The following is a 24,795-nucleotide window of genomic DNA, read 5'->3' as shown; positions in this document are numbered from 1 at the left end:
AACCCCAGGAGAACACCGCGGGGAGTGCCGGCCCTCCGAAAAAACTCTCGTCGCGTGGCCAGTGGTTCGGAAACGTTTATCGGGCGGCCGGCCCCACTGCGTGGTATGAAAGTCCTTGTCACGGTAAAGGAGGTGACCGCAGTCGACGACGAGTTCGAGATCGACGGACTCGACATCGACGATCGGTACGTCACGGCCGACCTCAACGAGTGGGACGAGTACGCCGTCGAGGAAGCCGTCCAGCTCTCCGAATCCCTCGACGACGTCGAGGTCGTGACGGTGACGATCGGCCCCAGTGACGCCGAGGAGACGATCCGACAGGCACTGGCGAAGGGTGCCGATCGCGCGATTCGTGTCTGGGACGACGCCCTCGACGACGACGCGATGCTCGATCCCGCGACGAAAGCGCGCCTGCTTGCGGCCGTTGCCGAACAGGAAGACCCCGACCTGATACTCACGGGCGTCCAGTCGGCCGACGACAGCCTCGGCGCGACCGGCGTGACGCTTGCCGACCAGCTCGGGACCGAGTGGGCGGCCGTCGTCAACGCGCTCGATCTCGACGCCCAAGCGGGCGTCGCACACGTCCACCGCGAACTCGAAGGCGGCGTCGAAGAGCTGACCGACGTGGAGCTGCCCGCCGTGTTGACGATCCAGACCGGGATCAACGACCCCCGCTACGCCAGCCTCCGCGGGATTCGACAGGCCCAGAGCAAGGAGCTGGCCGAGAAGACGCTCGACGATATCGGGCTCGACGCGACGGCGCTGGACAGCCCGATCGAACAGACCGCCCTGTACGAGCCAGAATCCGAGGGTGACGCGACGCTGTACGAAGGCACGCCAGAGGAGACGGCCGGTGAGCTGGCTGGCCTGCTCGCCGAACGGGGGGTGGGCCAATGACGGTCCTGGCCGTCGCCGAACACCGCCGCGGCGAGTTGCGAGACGTGAGCCACGAACTCGTGACCGCCGGCCGCGAGCTGGCAGACGCGACCGACGGGGACCTCCACGTGGCCGTCGTCAGCGGCTCGGTCGAGGAGTACGCCGATCGGCTCGACCGCGACGGCGTCGACGTGATCCACACGGTCGCCCACGGCGAGGAGTTCAACCACGACGTGTACACGCAAGCGGTCACGCAACTGGCCGAAGAGGTCGATCCCACGGTACTGCTCATGCCCCAGAGCGTCAACGGGCTCGACTACGCGCCGGCCGTCGCGAACCGGGTCGGCCTACCGCTGATCACCGACGCCGTCGATCTCGCCTACGACGACGGACTGACCGCCACCCGAGAGCTGTACGGTTCGAAGGTCGAGACCACGATCGACAGTCACGCCGACAGCACCGCAGTCACGATCAGACCCGCCGAGTGGCCCGCGGCCGAGGGCAACGGCGACGCCACGGTCGAGCCCTTCGAGGCGACGATCGACGAATCGGCGATTCGATCGACGGTCACCGGCTTCCAGGAGGTCGGCGGCGGCGACGTCGACATCTCGGAAGCCGACGTGCTCGTCTCGATCGGTCGCGGGATCGAGGAGGAGGAGAACCTCGATCTGATCCGCGACCTGGCCGACACACTCGACGCGACGCTGTCGGCGTCCCGCCCGATCGTCGACAACGGCTGGCTGCCCAAAAACAGGCAGGTCGGCCAGTCTGGCAAGGTCGTCACGCCGGACGTGTACATCGCCATCGGCATCTCCGGCGCGGTACAGCACGTCGCCGGGATGAAAGGCGCAGACACGATCGTCGCGATCAACGACGACCCCAACGCGCCGATCTTCGACATCGCCGACTACGGGATCGTCGACGACCTCTTCGACGTGGTACCGGCGCTGATAGAGCAGTTCGAGTGAGAACGCCGTCGCTCGTCGGTGTTCGAGAGACGGGGTAGGAAAGCCAGCGAGAACCACGCGTGGAAACCACGCGGGCCGAAAGATCGCTGGCCGACCGTGCCGTCGTGTGCTCGTCAGTGCCGCGGGTACAAGAGGGCTCCGGTGTCGAGGCCCGCAGAAGCCGGCACAGAGACGAGGCCAGAAGCAGACGGATGAGTAGGTACTTTTTGGGGTAGTCCTAAAGACCGATGATGGAGTACTTACAGCGGCGTCGGGACCGCGTCGAGGAACGGCTGGAGGCCGTCCTCGACGGGGTCGAACCCGACGAACTCGCCGACGAAGTCCGCCACGTGGCCCTGGCCGGAGGGAAGCGCGTTCGGCCGACAGTGACGGTGCTGGTCTGTGAGGCGCTGGGCGGAGAGCCCGCCGACGCGGTGGAGTTCGCGGTCGGGATCGAACTGGTCCACAACGCCTCGCTGGTGATCGACGACATCATCGACGAGTCCGACGTGCGTCGCGGGACGCCCTCGGCGTGGGCGGCCTTCGGCCACGGGCCAGCCATCATCGCCTCCGACGGGCTGCTCGGCGAAGCGTTCGCACTCTTTTCCAGCGACGAGCGAGCCATGCAGGCCGTGACCGAGTCGATGGTCGAACTCGGCGAGGGCGAAGCGACCGAGCTCGTCAGCCAACCGACCAACGAGACCGAGTACATCGAGCTGGCCCGCCGGAAGACCGGCGCGCTGTTCCGGGCGGCGGCGGAGCTGGGCGCGATCGCGGCCGACGCCGACGCCTACACGGTCGAAGCCTTCGGCCAGTACGCCGAGCGGGTCGGCGTCGCCTTCCAGATGCGCGACGACGTGCTCGACGCGACGGCCGACGCGGAGAAACTGGGCAAGCCCGCCGGCCAGGACGCCGAGATGGACCGCCCCTCGTTCGTCGAGGTGACCGATCTCACGCCAGCGGAGGCCAACGAACGGGCTCGCGCGGAGTCCGACGCCGCGCTCGAAGCGCTCGCGACCGTCGACACCGACGACAGCCAGGCGACGGAGTACCTGCAGGATCTGGCGGAGTTCGTCGTCGTCCGCGAGCGGTAGCTATCGCCCGTGGAATCGGTACAGCGACGTGACGTACGGAAGCCGGTTGAACAGCCAGATCGCGATCGGAATGCCGACGATCGTCATCGACAGCGCGGCGGCGACGTTGGCCCACAGCCACGAGAGCCACCAGCCCACGAGCACGAAGTAGATCGCCCGCACCACGAGCGACGGCTGTGACGCGCCGGTTCCCTCGGCCAGCGATCGGGGTTCGGCCAGCGTCAGCGCCGTCGGGACGAGGTTGATGAGCTTGATCCCGAACGGAAGCAAGATCACGGTAACGTTCAACAGCCACGCGACGTTGACCAGAATCGGCGTGAGCCACCAGCCGACGAAGACGAACCAGAGAGCACGGACGACCAGCGAGCGTTGAGCCATGTCGGGCGATAGATCGCGGGCAGGTATATGCTTGCGGGCGAGGAGAGCAGCATCAGCCACGAACGGAGTGAGTGGCTGCCTTTTTCATCGACGGTTTTGCGCGAGGGTCCCCGCAGCGAGCGGAGCGAGCGAGGAGACCCGACGCGGAAAACGGTCGTCGAAGACGAACCAGAGAGCACAGACGACCAGAGAGCGTTGAGCCATAGTCTGCGGTAGATCGCGGGCAGGTATATGCTTGCTGTCGCGGGTGGAGCACAGTGCTTAAGCGACGGCTGCGACTATCCCAGCACCATGAGAGTACTCGCGACGGTCGGGCTACCGGGCAGCGGCAAGGGCGAGGCCGCCAACGTCGCCCGCGAGCTGGACGTGCCGGTCGTGACGATGGGAGACGTGATCCGTGCGGAGTGTCGGGACCGCGGGCTGGATCCGGCGACCGAGCACGGCCGCGTGGCGACGGCGCTTCGCGAAGAGAACGGGCCGGCGGCCATCGCCGAGCGGTCGCTCCCGCTGATCGAAGACGAGCTCGCGTCGAGCGACGCGGTGCTGGTCGACGGCGTCCGGTCGGACGTGGAGGTCGACGCCTTCGAGGAGGCGTTCGGGGCGTCGTTCTCGCTGGTCAGCATCGAGGCACCGTTCGAGGTCCGGGAAGCGCGGCTGGCAGAACGGGGCCGAGACGGCGATCGCGACGACGGCGGTGAATCCCTCGAAGAGCGCGACGAACGCGAGCGAGGCTTCGGAATGGACGCGGCCATGGAACGGGCCGACGTACACATCGACAACACCGACAGTCTGGAGGCGTTCCAGTCGAAGGTGCGGACGCTGCTGGCCGACGGCATCGACGCCTACCGGAGCCAGTACGACGCCGCGGAGGGGGACGCATGAGCGCGGTTTACAGCGTCGACGTGCGGGTAACTGCGCCGGTCCACGACACCGAGGTGACGGATCGGGTCGCCGACGCCGTCACGAACATCTTCCCGACGGCCGATCCCAGCTACGAGGGCGACCAGATCGTCGCGGAGTGTCACGACATGAGCCACGTCTCGGAGCTGCTCCACCGCGAGGAGATCCTCGACACGGCCCGGGGCGTCTTCTTCGACACGCTCGACGACGACACGTTCACATTCGAGTTGAACAAGCAGGCGGCCTTCGAGGGGCGGATCAACTTCTCGGTGGGCGGGCCCGCAGAGCTCGGGGACATCCACGTCCAGGTGCGCGTGACCGAGCCGTCGGCCGAGGCCTTCATCGACGCCATCGCACCGCCGACCGAGGACGGCGCACCCATCGACACCGAATGACCACCACGACGGCGATCTGTTTCGACCTCGACGGGACGCTGGTCCAGTACGATCGTTCGTTCGACGAGATACTGACGACGGCCTTCGAACGCGAGATCGGGACCGCGACCGAGGAGATGGTCGAGGCCTACGAGACCGGTTTCTTCGATACGTTCGAGGAGTGTGAGCCGGAGCCGTACCACGCGGGGATGCGGGCCGCGCTGGCGGAGGCCGAGATCGACACCGACGACGTGAACGTCGACGCGCTCGTGGCGGCGCTGCGAGACGAGGAGCTCGCGGCGACCGGCGTGTCGTCGGCCGCGCGGGACTGCCTCTCGGAACTGGGCGCGGACGAGGCGACGACGCTCGTGGTCTGTAGCGACGGCGTCGGCGAGTGGCAGCGCGCGAAGATCGACCGCCACGACCTCGCAGACTTCGACGAGACGGTGATCTCCTACGACGTGGGCGGGCACAAGACCGACGGCGACCCCTACGACGCCGTCCGCGAGCGTGTCGACGCCGAGGAGTACGTGATGGTCGGCGACAGCCACGAGTCGGACGTGGTGGCCGCCCGCGAGGCCGGCTTCGTGCCGGTGCAGTACGAGGACGCCGAGACGGACCTGTTCGCGATCCTCACCGCGATGCTGTGATCACTCCTCGAAGCCGCTGACGAAGATCGCGACCGACTCGCCGATCTCGCGGCGGCGAGAGAGCCGGACCTCGTCGACCCACTTGACCCACTGGAGGCCGCGTCGTGCCGGCGCGACCAGTCGCATCGGCGCGCCGTGACCGTGTGTGAGGCGGTCGCCGTCGACGTGGGTCGCCAGCAGTGCGTCCTCGGCCTCCGAGATGGGGAGCGACCAGCGATAGCCCGTCACGGAGCGAAACTGGACCCACCGGGCGGCGTCGTCCGGTTCGACCGCCGCCAACAGGTCCGCGACCGCGACGCCCTGCCAGTCGTGCTCGGAGTACCAGCCGCTGGTGCAGTCGAGGACGGCCCGCCGCTCGTCGGCACCCTCGAGATCGTCCAGTTCCAGGTCGTCGACGCCGAACGTCGCGGGACTGGCGACCCGGCCGGTGACCGACAGGACCCACTCGTCGCTGTCGATCGGATCGGGGTCGTCGGCCATCCAGCTCGTCGGCGGGAAGGCGTTGCCCTCGTCCGTCCCGACCTCGCGAGAGCCGGTGAACCGCCGGTCCGCGCCGGCCGTATCGAGGGCGTCGTTGAGCACTCGCTGGCTCCGCCAGGTCAGGGCCGCGATGCCGGCGATGCCGGCGTACCGCAGTGCTGTGCGGCGGTCGCGGCTCGGCACGTTCCGTGGGTCGTGAAACCGATGGCGCAGGTGCAAGAGGAGGACGACCGGGACGACCAGCCCGACGCCGACGTGGAGGTTCAACAGCCCCCACGGGCCGATCGAGACGGAACCGCCAAGCACCCACCACAGCCCCGTCGCGAGCGCCGCCGCGGTGACGAATGCGAGGGATAGCGAGAGCACTCTGGGAGCGGTGAGCCGATCGGGCGTGACCCGTGGCGCGACTCTGCGGAGCTTGAAGACCAGGAGGACCACGAGCGCGAGCCCGCCGATCGCGTGGAGATCGAACACCCACGCCTGTCCGGGCCGGCCCGCGACGAGGCTGTAGACACCCGTCGCGAGAATGAGGGCGACCGCGGCCGCGAGGCTCCAGTCGAGGACTCGCGGGCCAGGTTCGAGTCTGGGGAGCGGCCGCGTCGGGAGCCAGTCCGGCCGGCGCATACCTGCGCTTGGGACTGGATCGGTTTGTGGGTGTCGCGCGGCCCGCGAAGCGCGCGGACGGTCAGTACGACGCCGCGGCGACGACCGTGCCGTTCGCGGCGCGCAGGGTGGCGGTGTCGCCGTCGTTGTTCCAGATCGGGCCGTTCCCGCGGTAGAACTCGGTGGCGGTGTCGGTCCCCGAACCGGAGTAGAGTCGGACCGAACCGTTCGCGGGCACCGTCGCGCCCGGCGGGAAGGTGTACCTGTGGCCGGCCTCGTCGGTGACCGTCCAGTTGCCGATCGCGAGCGGGTCGCCCCCGGAGTTCGAGACGACGACGTACTCGCCGTTGGGGTTCTCGCGGTCGTCGCCCGGGGCGTCGGCGACGACCCGGAGGCCGACGCCGCCAGTCGGCGTGGCGGGGTCCACACAGGCCCAGACGCCGCGGCCGGCGTCCCGCGCGGCCCGTTCGTGCTCGTAGAACCGGTCCGAGCGCGAGAACGCGCTGTCGTAGACCCGCGCGTGGCCCCGCTCGACGAGCCGTTCGTTGGCGTCGACGCCGTCGACGACGAGGTGAGCCAGCAGTCGATCGTAGCGATCCCGTCGGTCGGCTTGCGGGTCGACAGCGACGACGACCGGCTCGCCGCCGACGAGGGCTTCGAGGGCGCGGGTCGCGTTGCCGGCGGCCCGTTCGAGACAGGCCCGGCCGGCCGCGGTGTCGGGGACGCCCTCGAACTCCGCGGGGTTCGTCCCGCCGCGGGTCTCGGGGGTGTCGATCCCGAGCAGCCGGACGGTGTCGAACGTCCCGTCGTCGTATCGGATCTCGACGGTGTCGCCGTCGACGACGCGGGTGACCGTGGCGTTGACGGTGTCGCTCCCTGCCGGGACGGCGTCGCCGGGCGCGGCTGGCGTCTGTGGCCCGCCCGAGAGACAGCCGGCGAGGGCGGCCAGGGCCACCAGGGCGACGAGCAGTGAGCGCCGACGGTCCATCGTATGGCCGGTGGCCGGGGAGACCCAAAGCTCTAGCGTCGGGACGAGATTGATGTGCGAGGGGGCTGCAGTGACGGACGATGCCCTCCAGGCTCCGCGACCCTCGCGTCATCGCCGCCGTCGGTGGTATCGTCTACGCGGCCGTCGTGTTCGCGTGGCTGCGCGCGAACGGCGTGTACTGGGCGACCGACGACGTGGCCGCGACCGCCTTCGGCGTCGGTTACGCCCTCGTCGGCCTCTTCCTGATCGGTGCCGTCCCGCTGTACCTGCTCGTCCGACTGTCGCTGGTCACACCGGCGGCCGCGACGCTCTGGCTGCTGGGCAAGACGGTGCACCAGTGGGCCTACGGGACCCACCTCCATCCGCTCAGTTCGTACCTCGTCGTCTGGCCGCTGCTGCTGGGGTTCGCACTGGTGCCCGGCCTCGCCGAGGCGCTCGTCCGGTACGGGACCGATCGGTTCGTCGATCGGGGCGGACTGGGGCCGCTCGTCTAGGGGACGAGCAACAGGACCACCGCGAGTGCGATGAACACGATCTTCAGCGTCGTGTTGACGGCGATCACTTTCGAACCGAACTCCGCGCCCCAGATGCCGTACTGGAACGGGATCGAGCGCTTGAACGTCGAGACGGCGAAGGAGACGATCCCGCCGACGAGCATCGTCGCGACGGCCTGACGAGGGGTGAAGGTCCCGTTCTCGACGAACGGCGCGAGGACGATCGAGCCGTTGGTGGTGTCGATGGTGTAGACCGCGACGACGCCGACGGCGGCGCTTGGCAGCCCGACGGCGCTTGTGAACGTGCCGACACTTTCGGAGAGCGACGGGACGATACCCCCAGCGCTCGACTCGCTCAGCACCGCCACGAGCGTCACCAGTGCGGGGATCTCGCGCCACGCGACCAGCACCGCAACGATCGCGTAGATGACCAGCAGGCGCGGCAGGATGTCCCGGAGCTTCTCGGCGGTCGACGCCGCCGCGTCCCGGAGCTTCTCGCGAGCGGTGCCGTGCTCCTCGGTCGGGTCCGCCACCTCGGGCATCCGGCTGCGGTCGACGTTGCGATTCGAGAGCAAGAGTGCGCCTGCGAGAATGCCAACGAGCGTGATCGCCAGCGAGATGGCCGCGCGAGCGCCGACGTACAGCAGTCCCACTCGGAGCCCCAGAATCGGGATCAGGACGGGCGCGTAGAAGGTGAAGATGTGCTGGGCGAACCCGAAGAACGTGTTGATGGTGACGGCCACCAGCGTCGCGCGGTCGTCGAGTACGCCCGACTCGCGAAACTCCGCGAGCATCCCGTAGCCCGCGGTCGGCGAGGCCGTCGTCGCCAGGATCGCCGTCCCGACCTCGCGAGGGAGATTCGCCGGTTCGGTGAGGTACTTCGAGAGCGTCGCGATGTACTCGACGATCCCGAAGGCGACGGCGAGGTCGGCGAGGAACACGCCCAGCGCCAGCGTGACGGCGATGGTTCCCACCCGCGGGAGCACCGTCCCCCAGAGCAGATCGACGACCGGCCCGACCGACTGGAGGGCGACGTGTGACTGCACGGCGGTGCTGAGGACCTGACGAGCAAAGGCGCGTCAGTCCCGGCCGATCACGCCACGACCCGGTAGACGCCGAACAGCACCAGCACGCCCAGCACGTCACAGACGTTGGTGACGACGGGCACGACCACGTCGTCCGGGTCCAGCCGATAGCGGTAGGCCGCGTAGGTCGTGACGACGGTGACGACGACGGCAAGCACCGACAGTACGAGGCCGCTCAGGAGCGCGATCAGGACCACGGTGGCCAGTGTGAGCCCCGTCTCGCCGACGACGGCGGTCAGCCCCCACGCGCCGGCACCGACCAGCGGAAAGACCGTCAGCGAGAGCCCGATCGTCGCGACGGCGTTGCCCGCGAGGCGGTCGTCCGTCGGCGAAAAAGAGAGCAGGCCGAGGTGAAACGCCGTCGAGAGCCGCGCGGCGAGCACGCTGCCGAGGTTCCCGCCCATCCCGATGGTCACCGGGACGAGCAGGAGTAGCGACGGCGCGGCCAGCAGCGTCGCCTCGAAGGACTCCAGGACGAGTCCGCTGACCAGTTCGATCGCGGTCAACACGCACAGCAGCGGGAGCATCGTCCGCACGATGCCGGACACCGACCACTCGGCCGACCCCTCGACCATCTCAGCCACCCCCGACGGCGAGCACGATCCGAGCGGCCACCAGCATCGTCGCGATGCCGACCACGTCGCCCGTCGTCGTCACCACCGGCCCGGCGAGCGTGTCCGGGTCGAGCCCGCGACGGTAGCCGACGACGACGACCGTGACGACGGCCACTGTCAGCAAGAGCCCGGAGAGCAGGCCGGCGATCAGCGCGATCGCGACGAGCGTCGCGAGGCCGGCCGACTCGCTACCCAGCACGCGGAGCACGACCACAGCCAGCACGGCCGCGAACCCGCTGACGAGAATGCCGTTCGCCAGTGCCGCGGCGATGGCGGCGTTGAGCCGCTCGTCGCCAAAGTCGAGCGTGGGTTCGATGACACCCTGGTGGAGCGCAGAGCCGAGCCGCGCGCCCAGCGAACCGTAGACGTTGCCCCGCGTCGCGAGCAGCGCCGGCACCAGGACCAGCAGGCCGGGAACGGCCGCGAGCTCTGCCTCCATCCCCACCAGGACGAGCCCGGCGAACAGGCCGCCGATCGCACTCAACACCAGCACCGGGAGCGTCTCCCGGTAGGCCTCCGCGGCGACCTCGCGGACCGTCATTGACGACCGAACGGTTGGGTCCAACAAAAACACCCGTGGCTCGATACAGTCGACGATCAGACGGGCGGGAGGACAGGACTGTGATTCGAGCCTTCGGTGAGGGCCGTCTCATCCACGCCACGCATCGACGCACACGTAACGGCGATCGAGAGACAGCAATTCAAGAAGCACCCAGCATCTTCACCAACAACAAAACGACAGTCAAATGTATTCTATTGAGAGTTTCTATACATTTCATTCACACACTCAATTCACCTATTGTATCTAACGTATTTGAAAAAGGCATAGAACGAAAGCACAAAATATCCCATTGAGAGAGCCATGTCGAGTTTTGGTTCGTAGAGCGAAGCCAACCCTACGACAAAGAAGCCCAGACCCACGATAATAAGTATCTTCTCACTATTCATAGCGTACATTGTATTTCCGGGAGAATATATTTAACGCCTATTCGAACTATTCTTCAAATAATTTAGTATAAGTAATATAGAAGAATTAACTAGGTGGTGTTGAGTGTTTAATATTGAATTCCAATACACTATAGGACAATGATTGGACGCTCTTGGGTAGAAGATTGTTGGTCAGTTCTCACCAGTAACTGGAAGTCACAGCAGGCAAGGGTGACGTGACCGTATCACCCGACAAACGATGATGCCAATCAAGGCGTTCGTCTCGGCGCGACGGCCTATTTCCCACGCTACTGTGCCGATCTGTGATTCGGTACGGCAGTTATCGAGTGTTTCAGAGCTTCTATGGGATAATTGCGACCGCACATTCAACGATCAGACTGGCACAATCTTCGAATACTATACGGTCGCGCTCAGAAAGTGAGTTCTCGCCGTCTACATCCACATCTGCTTGAACACGAGTCTCAGGCAGCTAGACGCAGAAATTGACGTTTCTTACAAGACGGTCCACCGGCGTGTCAGCGCTTCCTGCAAGCGCTGAACGCGCTTGCCTCAACCATACCTCGAAAGCCCCGTTAAGACCGACGAGTTCTACATGAAAGTGGGTCTCAAGGGCCACGAGTGCGACCTGTTCACGAGCGGACGTGGAACATACGCTGAGGACAAGCTCCCGACAAGCTCTTGTTCGCGTTCTACTCGTTTCTTCGGTTCAACACGAGTATCCACCAGTTGGACGCTGAACTCCCCGTTTCGTATCGGTCACTATGGCGGCGCGTCGAGCAGTTCGCCAGAACGCTCGACGCGCCAGCCATCAGCCTCGTTGGCCCGGCCGAAATCGGCGAAGTCTACGTGACTGCGGGGCTGAAGGGCCACGAGCACGATCAAGAGTCGCGCTCGCGTGGTCTGTCCACGCGTGGACGAGGATCGTACGATGGTGACAAACCACCGGTGTTCACGTTGGTCGATCGTGGCAGGGGTGAGCGCTACGTTGTCTCGGCGAAATCCGCTGACGAATCGACCGTGCGACTCCTCCTCGGCGACTGCGAGGAAGAGTCGCTAACCAGCTATACTGATGGATTTCGAGCGTACGATCCACTCGAAGACGACGAGCACTACCAGCGAGAAGCGGTCATTCACAGCGAGGGTGAATACGTGGATGGAGACGCACACGTGAATACCTGCGAGGAGTCTCCAAAGACAAACTGACGCCGTATCTCAGAGTATTCCAACTTCGCTGACGAATCCTACGCAAACCCGGTGAAGAAGCGCTCAAAGAAATCGTTCGAACCGTCCTCTGATTTACCAACAACGTGCTTCACACGAGCGTACACCGTATTTCCAAGCATTTCAGCTCCGCGGTGAAGTGTTCTGAAAACCGGGAAAAAGAGCTCAACGCTCTTGCGAAGGAGATTGTTGATAGCGATGGCTGGAGCTGAAAGTCGAAGAGGGCAAGGGCACCGCGCTAGCGGTGCCCGATATGTTCCCAATAAGCCGGTTCGTGTCGGAATCGGCTGCAGCGGACCTGCTGGAACAGGTTCGCTGGCGTGATGGCGTCGAGTGCCCCCGCTGCCGTTCTGACCTGACGGTCAGAAACGGCAGCTACCGGGTGTATCAACGGTATCTGTGTAAGAATTGCGGTCGCACGTTCAACGACAAGACCGACACGATCTTCGCTCACTCGAAGCTGAAGCTCAAAGAATGGTACTTCACGATCTACGTGTTCTTACGGTTCAACACGAGTATTCGGCAAATCGAGGCAGAGCTTGATTGTTCCTACCGGACGGTGAGACGGCACGTCGAGCAGTTCGCCAGAACTCTCGACGCGCCTTCGATTACGCTGTCTGGACCGGTCGAAATCGACGAAGTGTACGTCTCTGCTGGTCTCAAAGGCCGCGAGCGTGACCAGGAGTCGCGCTCGCGTGGCCTGTCCACGCGTGGACGGGGATCGTACGACGGCGACAAACCGCCGGTGTTCACGCTCGTCGATCGTGGTTCGGACGAGCGGTACGTCGTGCCAGCGAAATCCGCTGACGAATCGACCGTTCGACTCCTGCTTGCTGACCACGAAGAGGAGTCACTGACCGTCTATACGGACGGATTTCGGGCCTACGACCCACTAGAAGACGACGACTCATTCACCCGCAAATACGTCGTCCACAGCGACGGTGAATACGCTGATGGCGAAGTACACGTCAACGGCTGCGAGAGCCACGCGTCGCTGACGCGACGGTGGCTCTCGCCCCCATCGAGGCGTCTCGAAAGACAAGCTAACGCCGTATCTCAGAGCCTTCGAACTCCGCCGTGAACTCTACAGAAAACCAGGTGACGAAGCACTCAAACATGCTCTCAACGCCGCACTCTGAAAATCAACAACGTGCTTCACAAGAGCGTTCGGGATATTGTACCGACAACGATGGGCTACTCGGTCCCGCCCCACTGCCACGCTCCGAGCTCGATCTTCTCTTCGATGCCGTCGAGTCGCTCCGTCGAGACCGGCGCGGTCGCGTACGTGTGCTGGCTCGCGAGCTCTCGTGCGCGGGTGAGCTGTCGTTTGGCTCGTTCGTAGCGGTCGGTCGCCTCGTCGCTGTCGTCGATCTCGTCGCCCTCGGCTTCGAGCGCGTCGCCGTAGTCGATGTGGGCGTCGATCAGGCGCTGGGTCACCCACGCAAGCTGGAATTCGAGGGCCTTGGCGCTGACGCTCGCCTCGCCGTCCCAGTCCGCAGAGAGCGCGGCCCGGTAGCGCTGGCGTGCCTCCCGCCAGGCGTCGACCGCGTCCGCGGGATCGTCCGTCGACTGCCCGCGGTGGCAGGCCGCCGTCGCGTCCTCGAAGGTCATCTGTACGAGCTCGTCGTAGGTCGATCCCAGTTCGTTGATCGCGTCGAGGACCCCGCCGTCGGTGACGGCCTTGCGCCCGTCGGCGATCGTCGAGTGAGCGCGAGCGAGCGTTCCGAAAGCCGTCTCGTGGTCGCCCTCGACCTTGGCCTGGCGGGCCTCGGCCAGCAGCGACTCGATTTGCTCGGTGTCGATGGCCACACAGAGCTGGTCGAGTCGGTTCTCGACGGGTTCGATCAGCTCGGTCATGCGCTCCGTGGGCGCGTCGTCGTCGTGGGTGGCGGCGTGGTGGGCGTTCGAGATGTAGGATCTGGCACCCTGGACGAGCCGCGAGGTCTCCTCGCCGCTGGCGAGTCGCTGTTCGATCTCCTCGATCGTGTTCCGTGCGTCCGTCAGAGCGGCGTCGAACTCCCCCCAGGCGGTGGCCATCCGTTCGATGTAGTCGGTGACCGTCGCCCCCTGATCGGCGTCTTTGGGCGTGAACCGGACGGAGCCGTCGGCGATCTTGACCAGTATCGTCGCGTTGAGGAGTCCGCTGTTGAACTCCGCACTCGTGATCTCCGCGTGGGGGAAGGTTACCTCGGCCGTCTCCGGGTCGTCGCCGAGCACGAAGTAGACGCGACGGTCCGTGACCACCATGTACGCCGTGTGGCCGCCGCTTGGCTCGATCGACGTCGAGCGTCCGTTGGTCGTGTGATCGAGCCCACCGTTCCCGGCGACGACGTGTTGCAGTGTCTCCCCCTCTCCCAGCAGCGACGCCAGCGGCCCACCATCGAGTTCGTCGGCCGACGGAGTCTCACCGTTCGACAGCGACTTATTCGACAGCTCACTGATTCGATCGAACATCGAAGTCCCTTGAGAACTATTAACAACGCTGTTGCAATTATACTCTTCGGTGATCGTCCGTGAACGTCTGTCGTCGTGTCGACAGATCCGACGGCTTCGCCGGACGATCTGGGAGGTTCGGGACTGTGGCGGCCCCGGAACCCTTTTGCCCGGGACTCCCCTACTCGCCTCCAACAATGGGTCTTGGCGGCTCCGATATGTACCGACAGCAGATCCTCGATCACTACAAGAGTCCTCGCAACTACGGGGAGATCGAGGAGCCAACGTTCACCCACGTCGGCGAGAACCCGATGTGTGGCGACACCATCGAGATGGACGTCGTCCTCGACGACGCCGAAGAGACGATCGAACGGGTGGCGTTCCGGGGCGACGGCTGTGCCATCTCCCAGGCTTCGGCCTCGATGCTCTCCGAACAGCTCCACGGTATGTCCATCGAGGAACTCGACGAGATGGACCGCGACGACGTCGTCGACATGCTCGGCGTCGATATCTCCCCGATGCGGGTCAAATGTGCCGTGCTGGCCGAGAAGGTCGCACAGGACGGCGCGGACATCTACTTCGGCGAACTCGACGTGGAAACGACCAGAACCGAAGAGGACGACGCCGACGTGCCCGACGACGCCCAGTAGCACCCGACTTTTCGCTCGCCTCGCTACAGGTAGCTCACTTCGCTCTCCTCGACGAACACCGGGACGTGGCGGGTGTGTTCTCGCCCGTCGAACTGGATCGTGGCGGAGACGCTCGCTGGCGTCACTGCCACGAGTCGCTCCAGCGGGACGCTCGGTTCGCTGACGACGGTCCCATCGCGGTCGCGTGTCGTCGTCGCCGAGACGGTGATCGCCAGCCCGAAGGACGTACCGCTGACTCCCTTCCCGATCCCGGTCGGTTCTCCGTCGACGCGATCCGCGATCGCCGGGAGCACGACCTCCGAGCCGACGCTGGCACAGCGCCGGTTCGCCCACAGCACGAACGGTTCCGACTCGTGTTCGATCGGCCCGTCGCTCCCGACCAGCGTCGGATAGCGGACCGTTCCTCGATCGGCGTCGTACGTGATCGACTCGTCGGTGATCGTCCGCGTCACCGAGACGGGGTCACCCCGACCGCGCCGCGCGCCATCGATCAGGCGCGGTCGATGCGTCGAGAAGCCACTGGCCGCGGCGAGGCCGCCGCCGGTCAGTGCCGCGAGGAAGCCGCGTCGGTTCATACACGCACGCACCGCCTCGACCGACAAAGTACGTTCCGTCGCTCAAAACGCGGTTAGAGTGACCGTGGTGCCCCCTCGCTATGCTAGGAAGACGTGGCGCGGACGGTCGGTCAGCACCGTCCGCCCCCAACTCCTCCTTTTTCCGCGTCGGGTTTCTTCACTCACTCCGTTCGTTGCGGGAACCCTCGCGCAAAAACGCGGTCCACGCGAGCAAAGCGAGTGTGGGCTCGGGAGAGCTTGCTCTCCCGGTGGCGAAAAAGCGGCCACTCGCGTCACTCGTGGCCGTTCTCAGGCGAGGAAGACGTGCCGAGGACGGTCTGCGAGCACTGTTCGGCCCCACTGGACGGTCTCGGCGAACTCGTCCGACCGGAAGAACGCCATCGCGTCTTCCTTGCTGTCCCACTGGCTCGCGATGAACATGTCGTTCACGTCGTCGCGGTTCGCCAGCAGCGTCGTCTCTCGGTGGCCGTCCATCTCGTCGAGTAGCTCGCCGACCTCGTCGAAGGTCTCGACGAACTCCTCGCGGTGGTCCGGCTCGACGGTGTAGAACATCCCCATCGTGCCGAAACCGTCGCCCTCGTCGGGGCGGCCGACGATCCCCGGGAGGTCGGTGAGGAAGCCACTCGCCGTGTCGGCGGCGCTCTGGGTCTCCCAGAGGCTGACGACGGCCGCTCGGGGCTGGTCGGCGTCCGCCGTCGCGGCGTCGAGGGGCTCGCCGGCCTCGTAGACCGCAGTGCCCTCGTGTGTGTCGTAGTGATCGAAACTCTCCGTGAGCTCGGTCACTTCGGTAGACAGCGTCTCGGGGTCGGCCTCGGAGTACAGCACCAGCGCGAACACGTCCTCTCCGTTCGGCTGTCCGGCGTAGACGTTTGCATCGGCAAGTTGCTGCTGGATCTCCTCGCTGGAGTTCGCCGTCGTCGGCTCGGGCTCGTCGGCGGCTCCCTCGCCGAGGCGGCCCCCGTAGGTGTCGCTGACCCCGGACACGTCGCCCAGGAACCCGGCGGCGGTCTCGGCGGCTTCCTGTGCGGTCCAGATGCTCACGACGGCCGCCCGGCCGCTCTGGGCGCGCACGGTCGTCGCGACGTGGCGGTCGTAGTGGTCGAAGCTCTCCCGGAGATCCGCGACTTCGTCGGCCAGTGCCTCGGCGTCGCTCTCCGAGTAGAACAGCAGTCCGTAGTCGCCAGCGTCGTAGTCCTCGCCCTCGGACAGCCCCATCGTGGCGAGGCGCTGTGCGAGGTCGTCGGTCTCCTCGTAGGACGCGTCACCGGGGTCTGGACGGCCGCCGCCATCGGGGTGGCCGTCGCCGCTCTCGCTCGCCTCGTCGGCTTCCCCGTCTCGGCTGGCCACGTCGCCGCCGTCGTGGGGGTGGTCGCCCTCGGCGGAACTGCCCGGATGGACGCCGCCGTGACTGCCCGCGTCGCCGGACTGGCCGGCCGTCGCGGTCTCGCGGGTACCGGGATGGTCTCCGTCGGTGGGCTGGGCGCGTCCGTCGGTCGTCGCTCCCGATGCGTTCGCGCCCGCGGACGGGACGCGCTGGCCGTTCATCATCGCCGGCAGGTCCGACGGCGCGAATCGGCGACCGACGTAGAAGCGCCCGAAGTCGGCGAACTTCGAGGTCGAGGGATCGAAGCGCATCTGAGTCAGCAGGTCCTTGACGTGGGTCATGTCGTCGCTCCAGAGCGTGATCCCCCACTCGTGGTCGTCGAAGCCGATCGAGCCGGCGATCATCTGCTCGACCTTGCCGCCGTACTGACGGCCGATGTCACCGTGGCGCTTGATGTGTTCGGCCCGCTCGGCGAAGGGCAGGTCGTACCAGTTCTGGTCCGGCTCGCGACGCTTGCTCATCGGGTAGAAGCAGACGAACTCCTCGTCGGGGATGTCGGGGTGTAGACGGGCCTGGATGTACTGTGCCAGCCCGGAGTCGTCGTCGACCTCGCCGTCGAAGTACTCGCGGGCCTTCTCGGTGTAGCCCGAGGCCTCCGTCACGGAGACGTAGGAGGTGGCCTGCTCGGTGTAGCGGGCGAACTCGGTCTGCTCGAACTGCCGCTCGGCGGCGTCCAGGTCGGCCATCGTCGGCCGCAGGTGCAAGATCATGAGATCGGCCTTGTCGCCCAGCACGGTGTAGACCGCCGACTGCCCCTCCGAACTGTCCTCGACGGCCTCGAAGTACTCCAGATAGTCGATCCCGTCGGTCAACGCTCGGTCGCGGTCCCGTTCGGGGGCCGCCCGCCAGGCGTCCCAGTCGACGTGGCGCAGGTCGTGCAACACGTACCAGCCCTCTTCGGTCTGTGGCGGCTCTCGTTTCATGACCGTAGCTACTGCTTCGATCCTAAGGAAGCTTCCCATGTCGAGCCACGGGTGGCCGATACCGGCCTCCGCCGTGGCCCGCTATCTAGAGGTTCGAGACGCCTTCGCCGGACTCGATCCGGTCGAGTGCGTCCTCGACGCGGTGGTGGGTCTGGCCGTCACAGGCCGGATAGATCCCCGCGACTTCGCCGTCCTCGCGCACGACCAGGCAGATCACCGGGAGGTAGAGCACGTCCGAGTCCGCGGTCTCGTGGCCCGTCGCGCGACGGAAGGCCGGCTGCAACGAGATCGACGTTCCATCGGCGGCGTCGAGCAGTTCCTCGACGATCATCGGACAGGAAGAGCCCTCGCTGTCGTCTGTCCCCGGCGTACAGACGCGCGTGCTCCACCACTCGTGGGTCACCTCCTCGACGAGGCCCTCCTCGGCCAGTTTCTCCACCCGTTCGAGGACGTCTCGTTGCCGTTGCTGGGCCGCGTCCGGTGCGAAGCGTCGCATGCAGATCTGTACGGATCCCGCCGCGGTGGAAACCTGACTCATTCCGGCTGGTACTACTGATACTCAATTGAAAAGTATTGCTGGAAATGTTGAATATCGCTCATGCCTGGCAGCGTCGAGTAGTCTCGACCGCGCGGTCCCGATCAGTCCTCGGACTCGTCGGCGCGACCCCGCCTGACTGCCTCCTCGATCCCGCCAAACAAGCCCCACGCGAGGAGAGCACTGCCGGCGAACAGCGGGACCGCGAGGAATCGACCGCTCAGATCGACCACGCCGAACGCGAGGGTCGCTCCGAGGGCGACCGTCAGGACGTTCTCCCAGTAGGTCATGCGATCACTCTCCCGTCCGGGCGAGTTCGCCGATCTCGGCCAGCAGATGTGAGACGTGGATCCGGTCGCTTGTCCCCTCGACGAGGTCGGCGTCGATCCGGCCGGCGATCCGATGGATCTCGGCGACGCGATCGCCCGAGTAGCGAGCCCGAACGACCGCGAGTACGTCTTCGAGCACGTCTCCGCCGCTGTGGCCCTCGTCGACGAGCAGATCGTCGAGGGTCGCACGCGCGTCGGTGAACTCGCCGGCCTCGGCGGCCGCGATCATCGACTCGACCTGGTCGTCGGCCTCGACGGCGTTGAGAGCCTCGTAGGCGGTGTTCATCGTGATCTCGCCCGCCTGTTCGTCGGTTGTCTGGGCGGCCAGCACCGCCTGGCGGAGGTCGCCGTCGGCGTAGCCCGCGACGTACTCCAGGCCGTCCGCGTCGTAGTCGACCCCCTCCCTCTCGGCGACTCGTTCGAGCGCGCCGACGGTCTCCTCGTGGGTCGGCGCACGCATCACGATCGGGAAACACCGCGAGCGGATCGGCGGAATGAGCTGGGAGGGCTGGCGCGTCGCGATCACGAACTGCGTCGCCTCGTAGTACTGCTCCATCACGCGACGCAGCGCCTGCTGGAAGTCCTCTCGCATCCCTTCGGCGTTGTCCAGCAGGATCGTCTTGTACGAGCCCGACATCGGCGTGTAGCTCGCCGACTCCTTGAGGACGTGGTTGATCAGGTCCGCCTTCGAGGAGTCACGTCGGCGCTTCGAGTCGATAAACGACGAGAACCGGGGGTCGTTGGCGACTTCCTTCTTGCTCAGATCGAACACGTCGGCGACGTTGATCTCGACGAGGTCGGCGTCGGGGTTCTCGTGGGTCTCCTCGGCCAGCGCCCGCACGGCCGCGGTCTTGCCCGCCCCGATCGGTCCGTGAACGAGGAGGTTCATCGGCTCCTCGATCGCGCCCTGGAGGTGCTCGCGAGCCTGTGGCTGGGGGATATCTGCGAGCGATGGGGCGTGTTTCTCGGTCCACAGGGGTGCGTCCATCGAATCGTCGTTGGCCAGCGACGGGTATGGATTTTCCGGATGCGCGCGAGGGGCGTGACGAACGGAGTGAGTCACGGCCCTCGAAAGCGGCGAGCGGGAGCGAATGAAGTGAACGACACGTGAGCAGCGAGGGGCGTGACGAACGGAGTGAGTCACGGCCCTCGAAAGCGGCGAGCGGGAGCGAATGAAGTGAACGACACGTGAGCAGCGAGGGGCGTGACGAACGGAGTGAGTCACGGCCCTCGGAAGCGGCGAGCGGGAGTGTCACCGCCCGCTCTCCCGCGGGTCGCCCTCCGCTCGCGTTTTCGAGACCGCACTTCGGTCGGCGTCTCGCTACTCCTCGAATCCGAAGATCGTCCGATGCTGGGACTCCAGTTCCTCGACGTAGCGCTCCAGGACGGTCTCCAGCTTCTCGTCGTCGACGACGATCGCGGTCAGGCGTTCGGTCGGGTCCTCCGGGAGGTCGATCCCGAACTCGCCGTCACCTTCGTAGACCGGTTCGGACTCGTTGAGGATCTGCTGGTCGATGGCGTGGATCAGCTCCGAGTCGTAGCGGTCGTTCATCACCTCGAAGGCCTGCTTGTAGGCCTTCTGTAGCTCTGTGAAGTAGTGTTCGTACTTGTCCTCGAACTTTTCGGGATCGAACGCGGTCATACCCGGAGCAAGCCGCCGACGCTACTAGTCGGCATCGAATTCCTGGTCGTCGTCACGACCGGACACAACAGAAAATTGATGGGTGTGTTCGGGGCAACTGACGGGTATGTGTCCTCGTCGCGGTAGCGACCACTCCCTCTGCGGCCGCCTCGACGCCCTCTTTCGGTTGCTCACGACTCCGTTGCACTATCCAGGCGTGGTCCGGCGCGCGTTCCGTGAGGGCCTGGTCACGACTGGCGTTTCCCTCGTCGTCTTCCACCGGTTCGTCTGGCCGGCACTCGTCGATGATCCGCTCGCCGGACGGCTTCCGGAAGCGACCGTTGTCACTCTCGGTACGGTCACGCCGTTCGACGTGCTGATCTCGAAGTTGTTGGTCGCCGGGGTCCTCGGCCTCTGTGTCGGGACGGTACGTCTCGCTTTCGAGTGGTGGCAGCGTGCGACGCTCCCGGGCCCGTGGCGGCGACGCCGCCGATTCGCCTCGTTTCTCACTGGTGGTGTCGTCGCGTTCGCGGGAGCGGTCGCGGTCGCGTACTGGCCGCTCACGTCGTGGCTCCTCGACGCCGCCGTCGTTCGGGCGGTCGTCCGTGGCGACCTGCCGCCGCTGCACCCGTTTCAGTGGCTCCTCCACGTCGTTCGCTTCTGTCTGGCCTGTGGCGTGGGCGCGGTCCTCGCGTACGGTATGGGCGTGCTCGGGGGCAGTCGCCTCGCGATGCCCCGGACGGTGATCGTTCGGGGAGGCACCCTCGCCGTCCTGTTCGCACTGCTCGGGCCAGTCATCTGGCGCTGGACGGTACCCGTGGTGCTGTCCTGGGCGGGACCGATTGCCGTCGGATTCGCTCTGGGGACGGTGCTCGCGGTGTTCGGTCATCGATTGCGTGGCGAGGGTGCGAGGACGTAGTTCGGCCGGTGCCGATCGGGCATCTGTTCGACAGTCTGTCCAGAAAGACTGGTGTGTCGGCTGGCGAACCGCCGCTACCGATGGTCTGGGGTCTCGTCGCGGGTCGCAACTGTCTCGCCTGACACGGCCGGAACCGACTTCGGCTCGCCGTCTTCGGTGACGCCGGTCGTCACGAGCAGGCGCAGCCCGGCCTTGACGCTCATGTCCGTCTCGTGGAGATCGCTCTCGGGGACGAGCGCGAGACGCCCGCCGGTGGGATTCGGGCTGTTCGGGAAGTAGACGTTGTACACCGATTCCCCGCCGAAGGCGTCTACGTCGACCGGGCTGTCGCCGGTGACGAGACCGATCGAGTAGATCCCGTCGCGGGGGTACTCCACGAGGACGACGCTCTCGTAGGCCTCGTCGCGGTCGACGAGCGAGTTGGCGACCTGTCGGACGCTGGTGTAGATCGTGTTCACGAGCGGCACGACGTTGACGATCCGCCCCACGTTGCCGAACAGCTGTCGACCGGCGTTGCGCTGTGCGAGCGAGCCGAGCACGACCACTGCGACGAGGACGGCACCGATCGCGACGAACTGGGCCAGCAGCTGGTCGTCGCCGGTGTAGCTCGCCAGTCGCGTACTGGCGACGATCGGTTCCACGAGCTGGAGCGTCCAGTTGGCGAGTGTCCGTATTACGTAGACGGTCACGACCAGCGGCGCGAGGAGGATCAGGCCGGCGACGAAACTGCGCCGCAACCGCTCACTCAGGCTCATACTGTGTGATTTACGACACCCCGGAAAAAAGTAGCGCCACTCGCCGCGCCGTGCCCACCCGCTCGGGACGCTCGGAGCGATGCAGTATCAGCTCCGATAATTTGACGGCGTGTCTTATGTCCCGTTAGTCACCTCCTTCTATTCGTATGCGTATCGCTCTGTCGGCCCGCTCACTCGCTTGGGCGGCGACAGGACCCGTTCGCCGTCGGTGGTCGAACCACGCCGTCTCGGGCACTAGTATCGGTTCTGATAGCCACCTGGGGGAGAGCGATGGCTAGCCGGCCACGAGGCGGTCGCGGTCGACTCGCCGCGCCCGTCGACGCCGTGAGCGTGGGTCCGATCCACGTCGTCACCGCCCTGCTGGTCGTCGCAGCGGTCGCCAGCGGCACACTGGCGGTGTCGGTCAGCGACGACGAGACGCAGGTCCGCCCTGCCGGCGGCGCGACAGTGGCCGAGCGGCTGGTCGACGCCGACGACGCCGAAACCGACGGAGCCGCGATTCGACGACAGCGCGTCGGCGGTACCACCGAGCCCGACGGTTCGACCGCGTCGGTGAACGCGACGGACACCGACGCCGACGGGCTGATCGACGAGCGGGAACGCAGCTTGGGAGCGGACCCGACAGATCCCGACACGGACGGTGACGGTATCCCGGACGGTACCGAGGTCGACGACCCGCTGTACCCCGACGCCGACCCGCTCGAACACGACATCTACGTCGAGGTCGACGCGACCGGCGAGAATCGGTTGAGCGAGGCCGCCGTCGACCTGATCGAGCGGACGTTCGCGGACGCCCCAGTCGAGAACCCGAGCGGTGGGTCGGGGATCGATATACACGTCCTCGTTGACGACCGGGGGCTCGAAAGCAACGCCACCGTCTACTCTACCGACAGGCCCGGACCGCGCGACGACATGTACGACTTCCGCGAGGACCACTTCGACGCCAGCGGCTCGGCGTACTACTACGTCGTCCTGGCCGACGACGTGGCCTACGACGGACAGCCCCGCTACGTCGGTGCCGGCCGCCCCGGCATCGTCGCGATGCAGACCTTCGACGCGCCGAAACTCACCGCGTCGCTGTTCATGCACGAACTGGGACACGCCTTCGGCCTCGACGGCCGAGCCGAAGGCGTCGACAGCAAGACGTACTCCACCGAGGAGTACGACAGCGTCATGAACTACAACGGGCTGTACGACCAGCTCGCCTACTCGAACGGCACGGATGGGCTCGGCCGGGACGAGTGGCAGTACGTCGCCCGAGAGCGCCACCAGCCCGGTGACGGCGGCTGACGCCGCCCTCAGGCCGGCGGCCGCTGCCTTCGCCCACGGATCGTGTCACCTCGCTCGCGGGACCGCGACTCGTGAGGGGGACCACTCGCTACGCGAACAGCTCGCGGGCCTGATCGAGTGCGTCGACCAGCGCGTCCACTTCCTCGCGAGTGTTGCGAGACCACCTTTTTGCTCTGCGGGTTCGCTCGCTGTACTCGCGAACCGCTTGCGCAAAAACGTCCTCAGAAATCTTCGATCTCTGATGAGCTCGCAAGAGCGGCGCTCTTGCGAACGTGGGCGAAAAACGCCGGACCTCCTGCAGTCGGACCGGTGAACCGCGCCTATGGCGCGGATGCTCGTCCGCTACGCGAACAGCTCGCGGGCCTGATCGAGTGCGTCGACCAGCGCGTCCACTTCCTCGCGAGTGTTGTAGATGTAGAACGAAGCCCGCGTCGACGCGGAGACGCCGAGCTTGTCGTGTAGCGGCTGCGTACAGTGATCGCCCGCGCGGACGGCGACGCCGTTGGCGTTGAGAATCTCCGAAACGTCGTGGGCGTGGACGTTGTCCATGTCGAACGAGACCAGCGCGGCCCGTTCGTCGCCGCCCGGCCCCAGAATCTCGATGTCGTCGAACTCCTGGAGGCGGTCGTAGGCGTACGCCGCCAGTTCCGTGCCGTGGCGGTGGACGCGCTCCATCCCGATCGAATCGAGGTAGTCACAGGCCTCGGCGAGTGCGATCCCCTCGCTGATGACCGGCGTGCCGGCCTCGAACTTCCAGGGGAGTTCGTGCCACGTCGAGTCCTCGAAGGTCACCTTCTCGATCATCATTCCCCCGTAGAGGTACGGCTGCATCGCGTCGAGCAGGTGCTCTTTGCCGTAGAGGACGCCGACGCCGGTCGGACCACACATCTTGTGGCCCGAAAAGGCGAAGAAGTCCGCGTCGATGGCCTCCACGTCGACGGGCATGTGTGGCACCGACTGCGCCCCGTCGACGAAGATCAGCGAGTCGTGATCGTGGGCGATGTCGGCCAGCTCGGAGACGGGGTTGACGGTCCCCAGCGTGTTCGAGACGTGGACGACGCTGACCATCTCGGTGTCGTCGGTGATCAGCTCGCGAGCGTGGTCCATGTCGAGGCGTCCGTCCTCGTCGACCTCCACGAACTTCACCGTCGCGCCGGTCTTCTTGGCGATCTGTTGCCAGGTCACGAGCGCGGCGTGGTGTTCCATCTCCGTGAGGACGACCTCGTCGCCGGGGCCCAGCTCGGCGAGCCCCCACGCGTAGGCGACCGTGTTCATCGACTCCGTCGTGTTCTTCGTGAACACGACCTCTTTGCGCCCGCCGCTCGCCCCGATGAACTCCGCGACCCGGTCGTGGGCCTCCTCGTAGGCGATCGAGGCCTCCTGACTCAGCTGGTGGAGGCCGCGGTGGACGTTGGCGTTGTAGTGTCGGTAGTAGTGACTGATCGAGTCGATGACCTGGTCCGGCGTCTGGCTCGTCGCCGCGTTGTCGAGGTACACGAGCGGCGTTCCGTCGAACTCCCGGTCGAGGATCGGGAACTCGTCCCGGATGGACTCGACGTCGAGGGCCTCTGTCTCACTGTGACTCATTACTTACAGCGTAGGCCCCGACGGGGAACTTTCCTTCGGTTCGTCGGTTCGTTGCCACGTTGTGCTGCCGGTTCGCACTGTTTCGAGGCGTCCGCGACTCCGGACGCGAGATGCCGCCCAGACGGACGGACGGCAGTACGAG

At 66.1% G+C, this 24,795-nt stretch carries 26 protein-coding genes and 3 pseudogenes; 13 read left to right on the top strand and 16 right to left on the bottom strand.

Going from position 1 to position 24,795, the window contains the following annotated elements; translation table 11 throughout:
- Positions 1-105: 105 nt before the first annotated feature.
- From HMUK_RS06030 to HMUK_RS06020, 3 genes are all read left to right on the top strand, one after another.
- Positions 106-897 (top strand): electron transfer flavoprotein subunit beta/FixA family protein, encoded by a 792-nt coding sequence (locus HMUK_RS06030; protein ID WP_015762237.1) that lies wholly within the window; start codon positions 106-108, stop codon positions 895-897.
- Positions 894-1,844, top strand: a complete 951-nt coding sequence (locus HMUK_RS06025; RefSeq protein ID WP_015762236.1) for an electron transfer flavoprotein subunit alpha/FixB family protein — start codon at positions 894-896, stop codon at positions 1,842-1,844. Before HMUK_RS06030 ends, HMUK_RS06025 begins: the two co-directional genes overlap by 4 nt.
- A gap of 230 nt (positions 1,845-2,074) precedes the next feature.
- Positions 2,075-2,917 carry a polyprenyl synthetase family protein gene (locus HMUK_RS06020; RefSeq protein ID WP_049940754.1) on the top strand — a complete coding sequence of 281 codons (843 nt, stop codon included), beginning with the start codon at positions 2,075-2,077 and terminating at the stop codon, positions 2,915-2,917.
- Here HMUK_RS06020 and HMUK_RS06015 read toward each other — a convergent pair whose 3' ends face one another.
- Positions 2,918-3,295 (bottom strand): YccF domain-containing protein, encoded by a 378-nt coding sequence (locus HMUK_RS06015; RefSeq protein WP_015762234.1) that lies wholly within the window; start codon positions 3,293-3,295, stop codon positions 2,918-2,920. It lies immediately after the preceding gene.
- A gap of 291 nt (positions 3,296-3,586) precedes the next feature.
- Between HMUK_RS06015 and HMUK_RS06010 the strand changes: the two genes are divergently transcribed.
- Genes HMUK_RS06010 through HMUK_RS06000 form a run of 3 tightly spaced genes read left to right on the top strand, consistent with a single transcriptional unit; the run spans position 3,587 to position 5,219 of the window.
- Complete coding sequence (locus HMUK_RS06010; protein ID WP_049940753.1) at positions 3,587-4,177, top strand: AAA family ATPase; 591 nt, start codon at positions 3,587-3,589, stop codon at positions 4,175-4,177.
- Entirely contained in the window at positions 4,174-4,590 is a 417-nt protein-coding gene (locus HMUK_RS06005; RefSeq protein WP_015762231.1) for an RNA-binding domain-containing protein, read from the top strand. Before HMUK_RS06010 ends, HMUK_RS06005 begins: the two co-directional genes overlap by 4 nt.
- Positions 4,587-5,219 (top strand): HAD family hydrolase, encoded by a 633-nt coding sequence (locus HMUK_RS06000; RefSeq protein WP_015762230.1) that lies wholly within the window; start codon positions 4,587-4,589, stop codon positions 5,217-5,219. Before HMUK_RS06005 ends, HMUK_RS06000 begins: the two co-directional genes overlap by 4 nt.
- Here the strand turns inward: HMUK_RS06000 and HMUK_RS05995 are convergent, their stop codons facing one another.
- Together HMUK_RS05995 and HMUK_RS05990 are read right to left on the bottom strand one after the other, a co-directional pair.
- The gene (locus HMUK_RS05995) at positions 5,220-6,323 is read right to left on the bottom strand and encodes a molybdopterin-dependent oxidoreductase (RefSeq protein WP_015762229.1); all 1,104 of its coding nucleotides are present in this window, start codon (positions 6,321-6,323) and stop codon (positions 5,220-5,222) included. It abuts the gene before it with no gap.
- A gap of 61 nt (positions 6,324-6,384) precedes the next feature.
- Positions 6,385-7,290, bottom strand: a complete 906-nt coding sequence (locus tag HMUK_RS05990; protein WP_015762228.1) for a lamin tail domain-containing protein — start codon at positions 7,288-7,290, stop codon at positions 6,385-6,387.
- An 80-nt stretch (positions 7,291-7,370) separates the two neighbouring features.
- Between HMUK_RS05990 and HMUK_RS05985 the strand changes: the two genes are divergently transcribed.
- Positions 7,371-7,784, top strand: a complete 414-nt coding sequence (locus tag HMUK_RS05985; protein ID WP_015762227.1) for a hypothetical protein — start codon at positions 7,371-7,373, stop codon at positions 7,782-7,784.
- Here the strand turns inward: HMUK_RS05985 and HMUK_RS05980 are convergent.
- The 4 genes from HMUK_RS05980 to HMUK_RS17530 form a co-directional block, all read right to left on the bottom strand.
- The gene (locus HMUK_RS05980; RefSeq protein ID WP_015762226.1) at positions 7,781-8,830 is read right to left on the bottom strand and encodes a nucleoside recognition protein; all 1,050 of its coding nucleotides are present in this window, start codon (positions 8,828-8,830) and stop codon (positions 7,781-7,783) included. The two genes, HMUK_RS05985 and HMUK_RS05980, sit on opposite strands and share 4 nt — an antisense overlap.
- 47 nt (positions 8,831-8,877) lie before the next feature.
- Positions 8,878-9,444: a magnesium transporter gene (locus HMUK_RS05975; protein ID WP_015762225.1), complete on the bottom strand. Its 567-nt coding sequence runs from the start codon at positions 9,442-9,444 to the stop codon at positions 8,878-8,880.
- Between the two features lies 1 nt (position 9,445).
- Positions 9,446-10,024: a magnesium transporter gene (locus tag HMUK_RS05970; RefSeq protein WP_015762224.1), complete on the bottom strand. Its 579-nt coding sequence runs from the start codon at positions 10,022-10,024 to the stop codon at positions 9,446-9,448.
- Between the two features lie 251 nt (positions 10,025-10,275).
- Entirely contained in the window at positions 10,276-10,431 is a 156-nt protein-coding gene (locus HMUK_RS17530) for a hypothetical protein (protein WP_018257082.1), read from the bottom strand.
- Between the two features lie 238 nt (positions 10,432-10,669).
- Here HMUK_RS17530 and HMUK_RS17870 point away from each other — a divergent pair.
- From HMUK_RS17870 to HMUK_RS05960, 3 pseudogenes are all read left to right on the top strand, one after another.
- Positions 10,670-11,101: pseudogene (locus tag HMUK_RS17870) on the top strand (IS1595 family transposase); the annotation flags it as partial.
- Between the two features lie 2 nt (positions 11,102-11,103).
- Positions 11,104-11,666, top strand: a pseudogene (locus HMUK_RS05965) (IS1595 family transposase); the annotation flags it as partial.
- 239 nt (positions 11,667-11,905) lie between these two features.
- Positions 11,906-12,791 (top strand): annotated as a pseudogene (locus tag HMUK_RS05960) (IS1595 family transposase).
- Positions 12,792-12,846: 55 nt separating this feature from the next.
- Here HMUK_RS05960 and HMUK_RS05955 read toward each other — a convergent pair.
- Positions 12,847-14,106 (bottom strand): PH domain-containing protein, encoded by a 1,260-nt coding sequence (locus HMUK_RS05955; RefSeq protein WP_015762221.1) that lies wholly within the window; start codon positions 14,104-14,106, stop codon positions 12,847-12,849.
- Between the two features lie 176 nt (positions 14,107-14,282).
- On the opposite strand from HMUK_RS05955, the gene sufU reads away from it, so the two are divergent.
- On the top strand, positions 14,283-14,735 hold the full coding sequence (gene sufU / locus HMUK_RS05950; RefSeq protein ID WP_018257309.1) for a Fe-S cluster assembly sulfur transfer protein SufU: 453 nt from the start codon (positions 14,283-14,285) through the stop codon (positions 14,733-14,735).
- A gap of 23 nt (positions 14,736-14,758) precedes the next feature.
- Here sufU and HMUK_RS05945 read toward each other — a convergent pair whose 3' ends face one another.
- The 6 genes from HMUK_RS05945 to HMUK_RS05920 all read right to left on the bottom strand — a co-directional run bounded on the left by HMUK_RS05945 (position 14,759) and on the right by HMUK_RS05920 (position 20,123).
- The gene (locus tag HMUK_RS05945) at positions 14,759-15,310 is read right to left on the bottom strand and encodes a hypothetical protein (protein WP_015762219.1); all 552 of its coding nucleotides are present in this window, start codon (positions 15,308-15,310) and stop codon (positions 14,759-14,761) included.
- A 288-nt stretch (positions 15,311-15,598) separates the two neighbouring features.
- On the bottom strand, positions 15,599-17,617 hold the full coding sequence (locus HMUK_RS05940; RefSeq protein WP_394324818.1) for a heme-binding protein: 2,019 nt from the start codon (positions 17,615-17,617) through the stop codon (positions 15,599-15,601).
- An 85-nt stretch (positions 17,618-17,702) separates the two neighbouring features.
- A complete protein-coding gene (locus HMUK_RS05935) occupies positions 17,703-18,155 on the bottom strand; it encodes an HTH domain-containing protein (protein ID WP_126967203.1) in 453 nt (150 codons plus the stop codon).
- Between the two features lie 101 nt (positions 18,156-18,256).
- Positions 18,257-18,442: a hypothetical protein gene (locus tag HMUK_RS05930; RefSeq protein WP_015762216.1), complete on the bottom strand. Its 186-nt coding sequence runs from the start codon at positions 18,440-18,442 to the stop codon at positions 18,257-18,259.
- Between the two features lie 4 nt (positions 18,443-18,446).
- Positions 18,447-19,469 (bottom strand): AAA family ATPase, encoded by a 1,023-nt coding sequence (locus HMUK_RS05925; protein ID WP_015762215.1) that lies wholly within the window; start codon positions 19,467-19,469, stop codon positions 18,447-18,449.
- Between the two features lie 333 nt (positions 19,470-19,802).
- Positions 19,803-20,123: a DUF5783 family protein gene (locus tag HMUK_RS05920; RefSeq protein ID WP_015762214.1), complete on the bottom strand. Its 321-nt coding sequence runs from the start codon at positions 20,121-20,123 to the stop codon at positions 19,803-19,805.
- Between the two features lie 106 nt (positions 20,124-20,229).
- Between HMUK_RS05920 and HMUK_RS05915 the strand changes: the two genes are divergently transcribed.
- On the top strand, positions 20,230-21,021 hold the full coding sequence (locus HMUK_RS05915; protein WP_015762213.1) for a hypothetical protein: 792 nt from the start codon (positions 20,230-20,232) through the stop codon (positions 21,019-21,021).
- 74 nt (positions 21,022-21,095) lie between these two features.
- Here HMUK_RS05915 and HMUK_RS05910 read toward each other — a convergent pair whose 3' ends face one another.
- The gene (locus HMUK_RS05910; protein ID WP_015762212.1) at positions 21,096-21,776 is read right to left on the bottom strand and encodes a DUF502 domain-containing protein; all 681 of its coding nucleotides are present in this window, start codon (positions 21,774-21,776) and stop codon (positions 21,096-21,098) included.
- Positions 21,777-22,046: 270 nt separating this feature from the next.
- On the opposite strand from HMUK_RS05910, the gene HMUK_RS05905 reads away from it, so the two are divergent.
- Positions 22,047-23,066, top strand: a complete 1,020-nt coding sequence (locus tag HMUK_RS05905) for a zinc metalloprotease (RefSeq protein WP_015762211.1) — start codon at positions 22,047-22,049, stop codon at positions 23,064-23,066.
- A gap of 342 nt (positions 23,067-23,408) precedes the next feature.
- On the opposite strand, the gene HMUK_RS05900 is transcribed toward HMUK_RS05905, so the two are convergent.
- On the bottom strand, positions 23,409-24,653 hold the full coding sequence (locus HMUK_RS05900) for an aminotransferase class V-fold PLP-dependent enzyme (protein WP_015762210.1): 1,245 nt from the start codon (positions 24,651-24,653) through the stop codon (positions 23,409-23,411).
- Positions 24,654-24,795: the final 142 nt, after the last annotated feature.

This window comes from Halomicrobium mukohataei DSM 12286 (assembly GCF_000023965.1).
GTDB classification, from domain to species: domain Archaea; phylum Halobacteriota; class Halobacteria; order Halobacteriales; family Haloarculaceae; genus Halomicrobium; species Halomicrobium mukohataei.
Note: the sequence above shows the minus strand (reverse complement) of the source record. Positions and strands in the feature narration are given on the sequence as shown.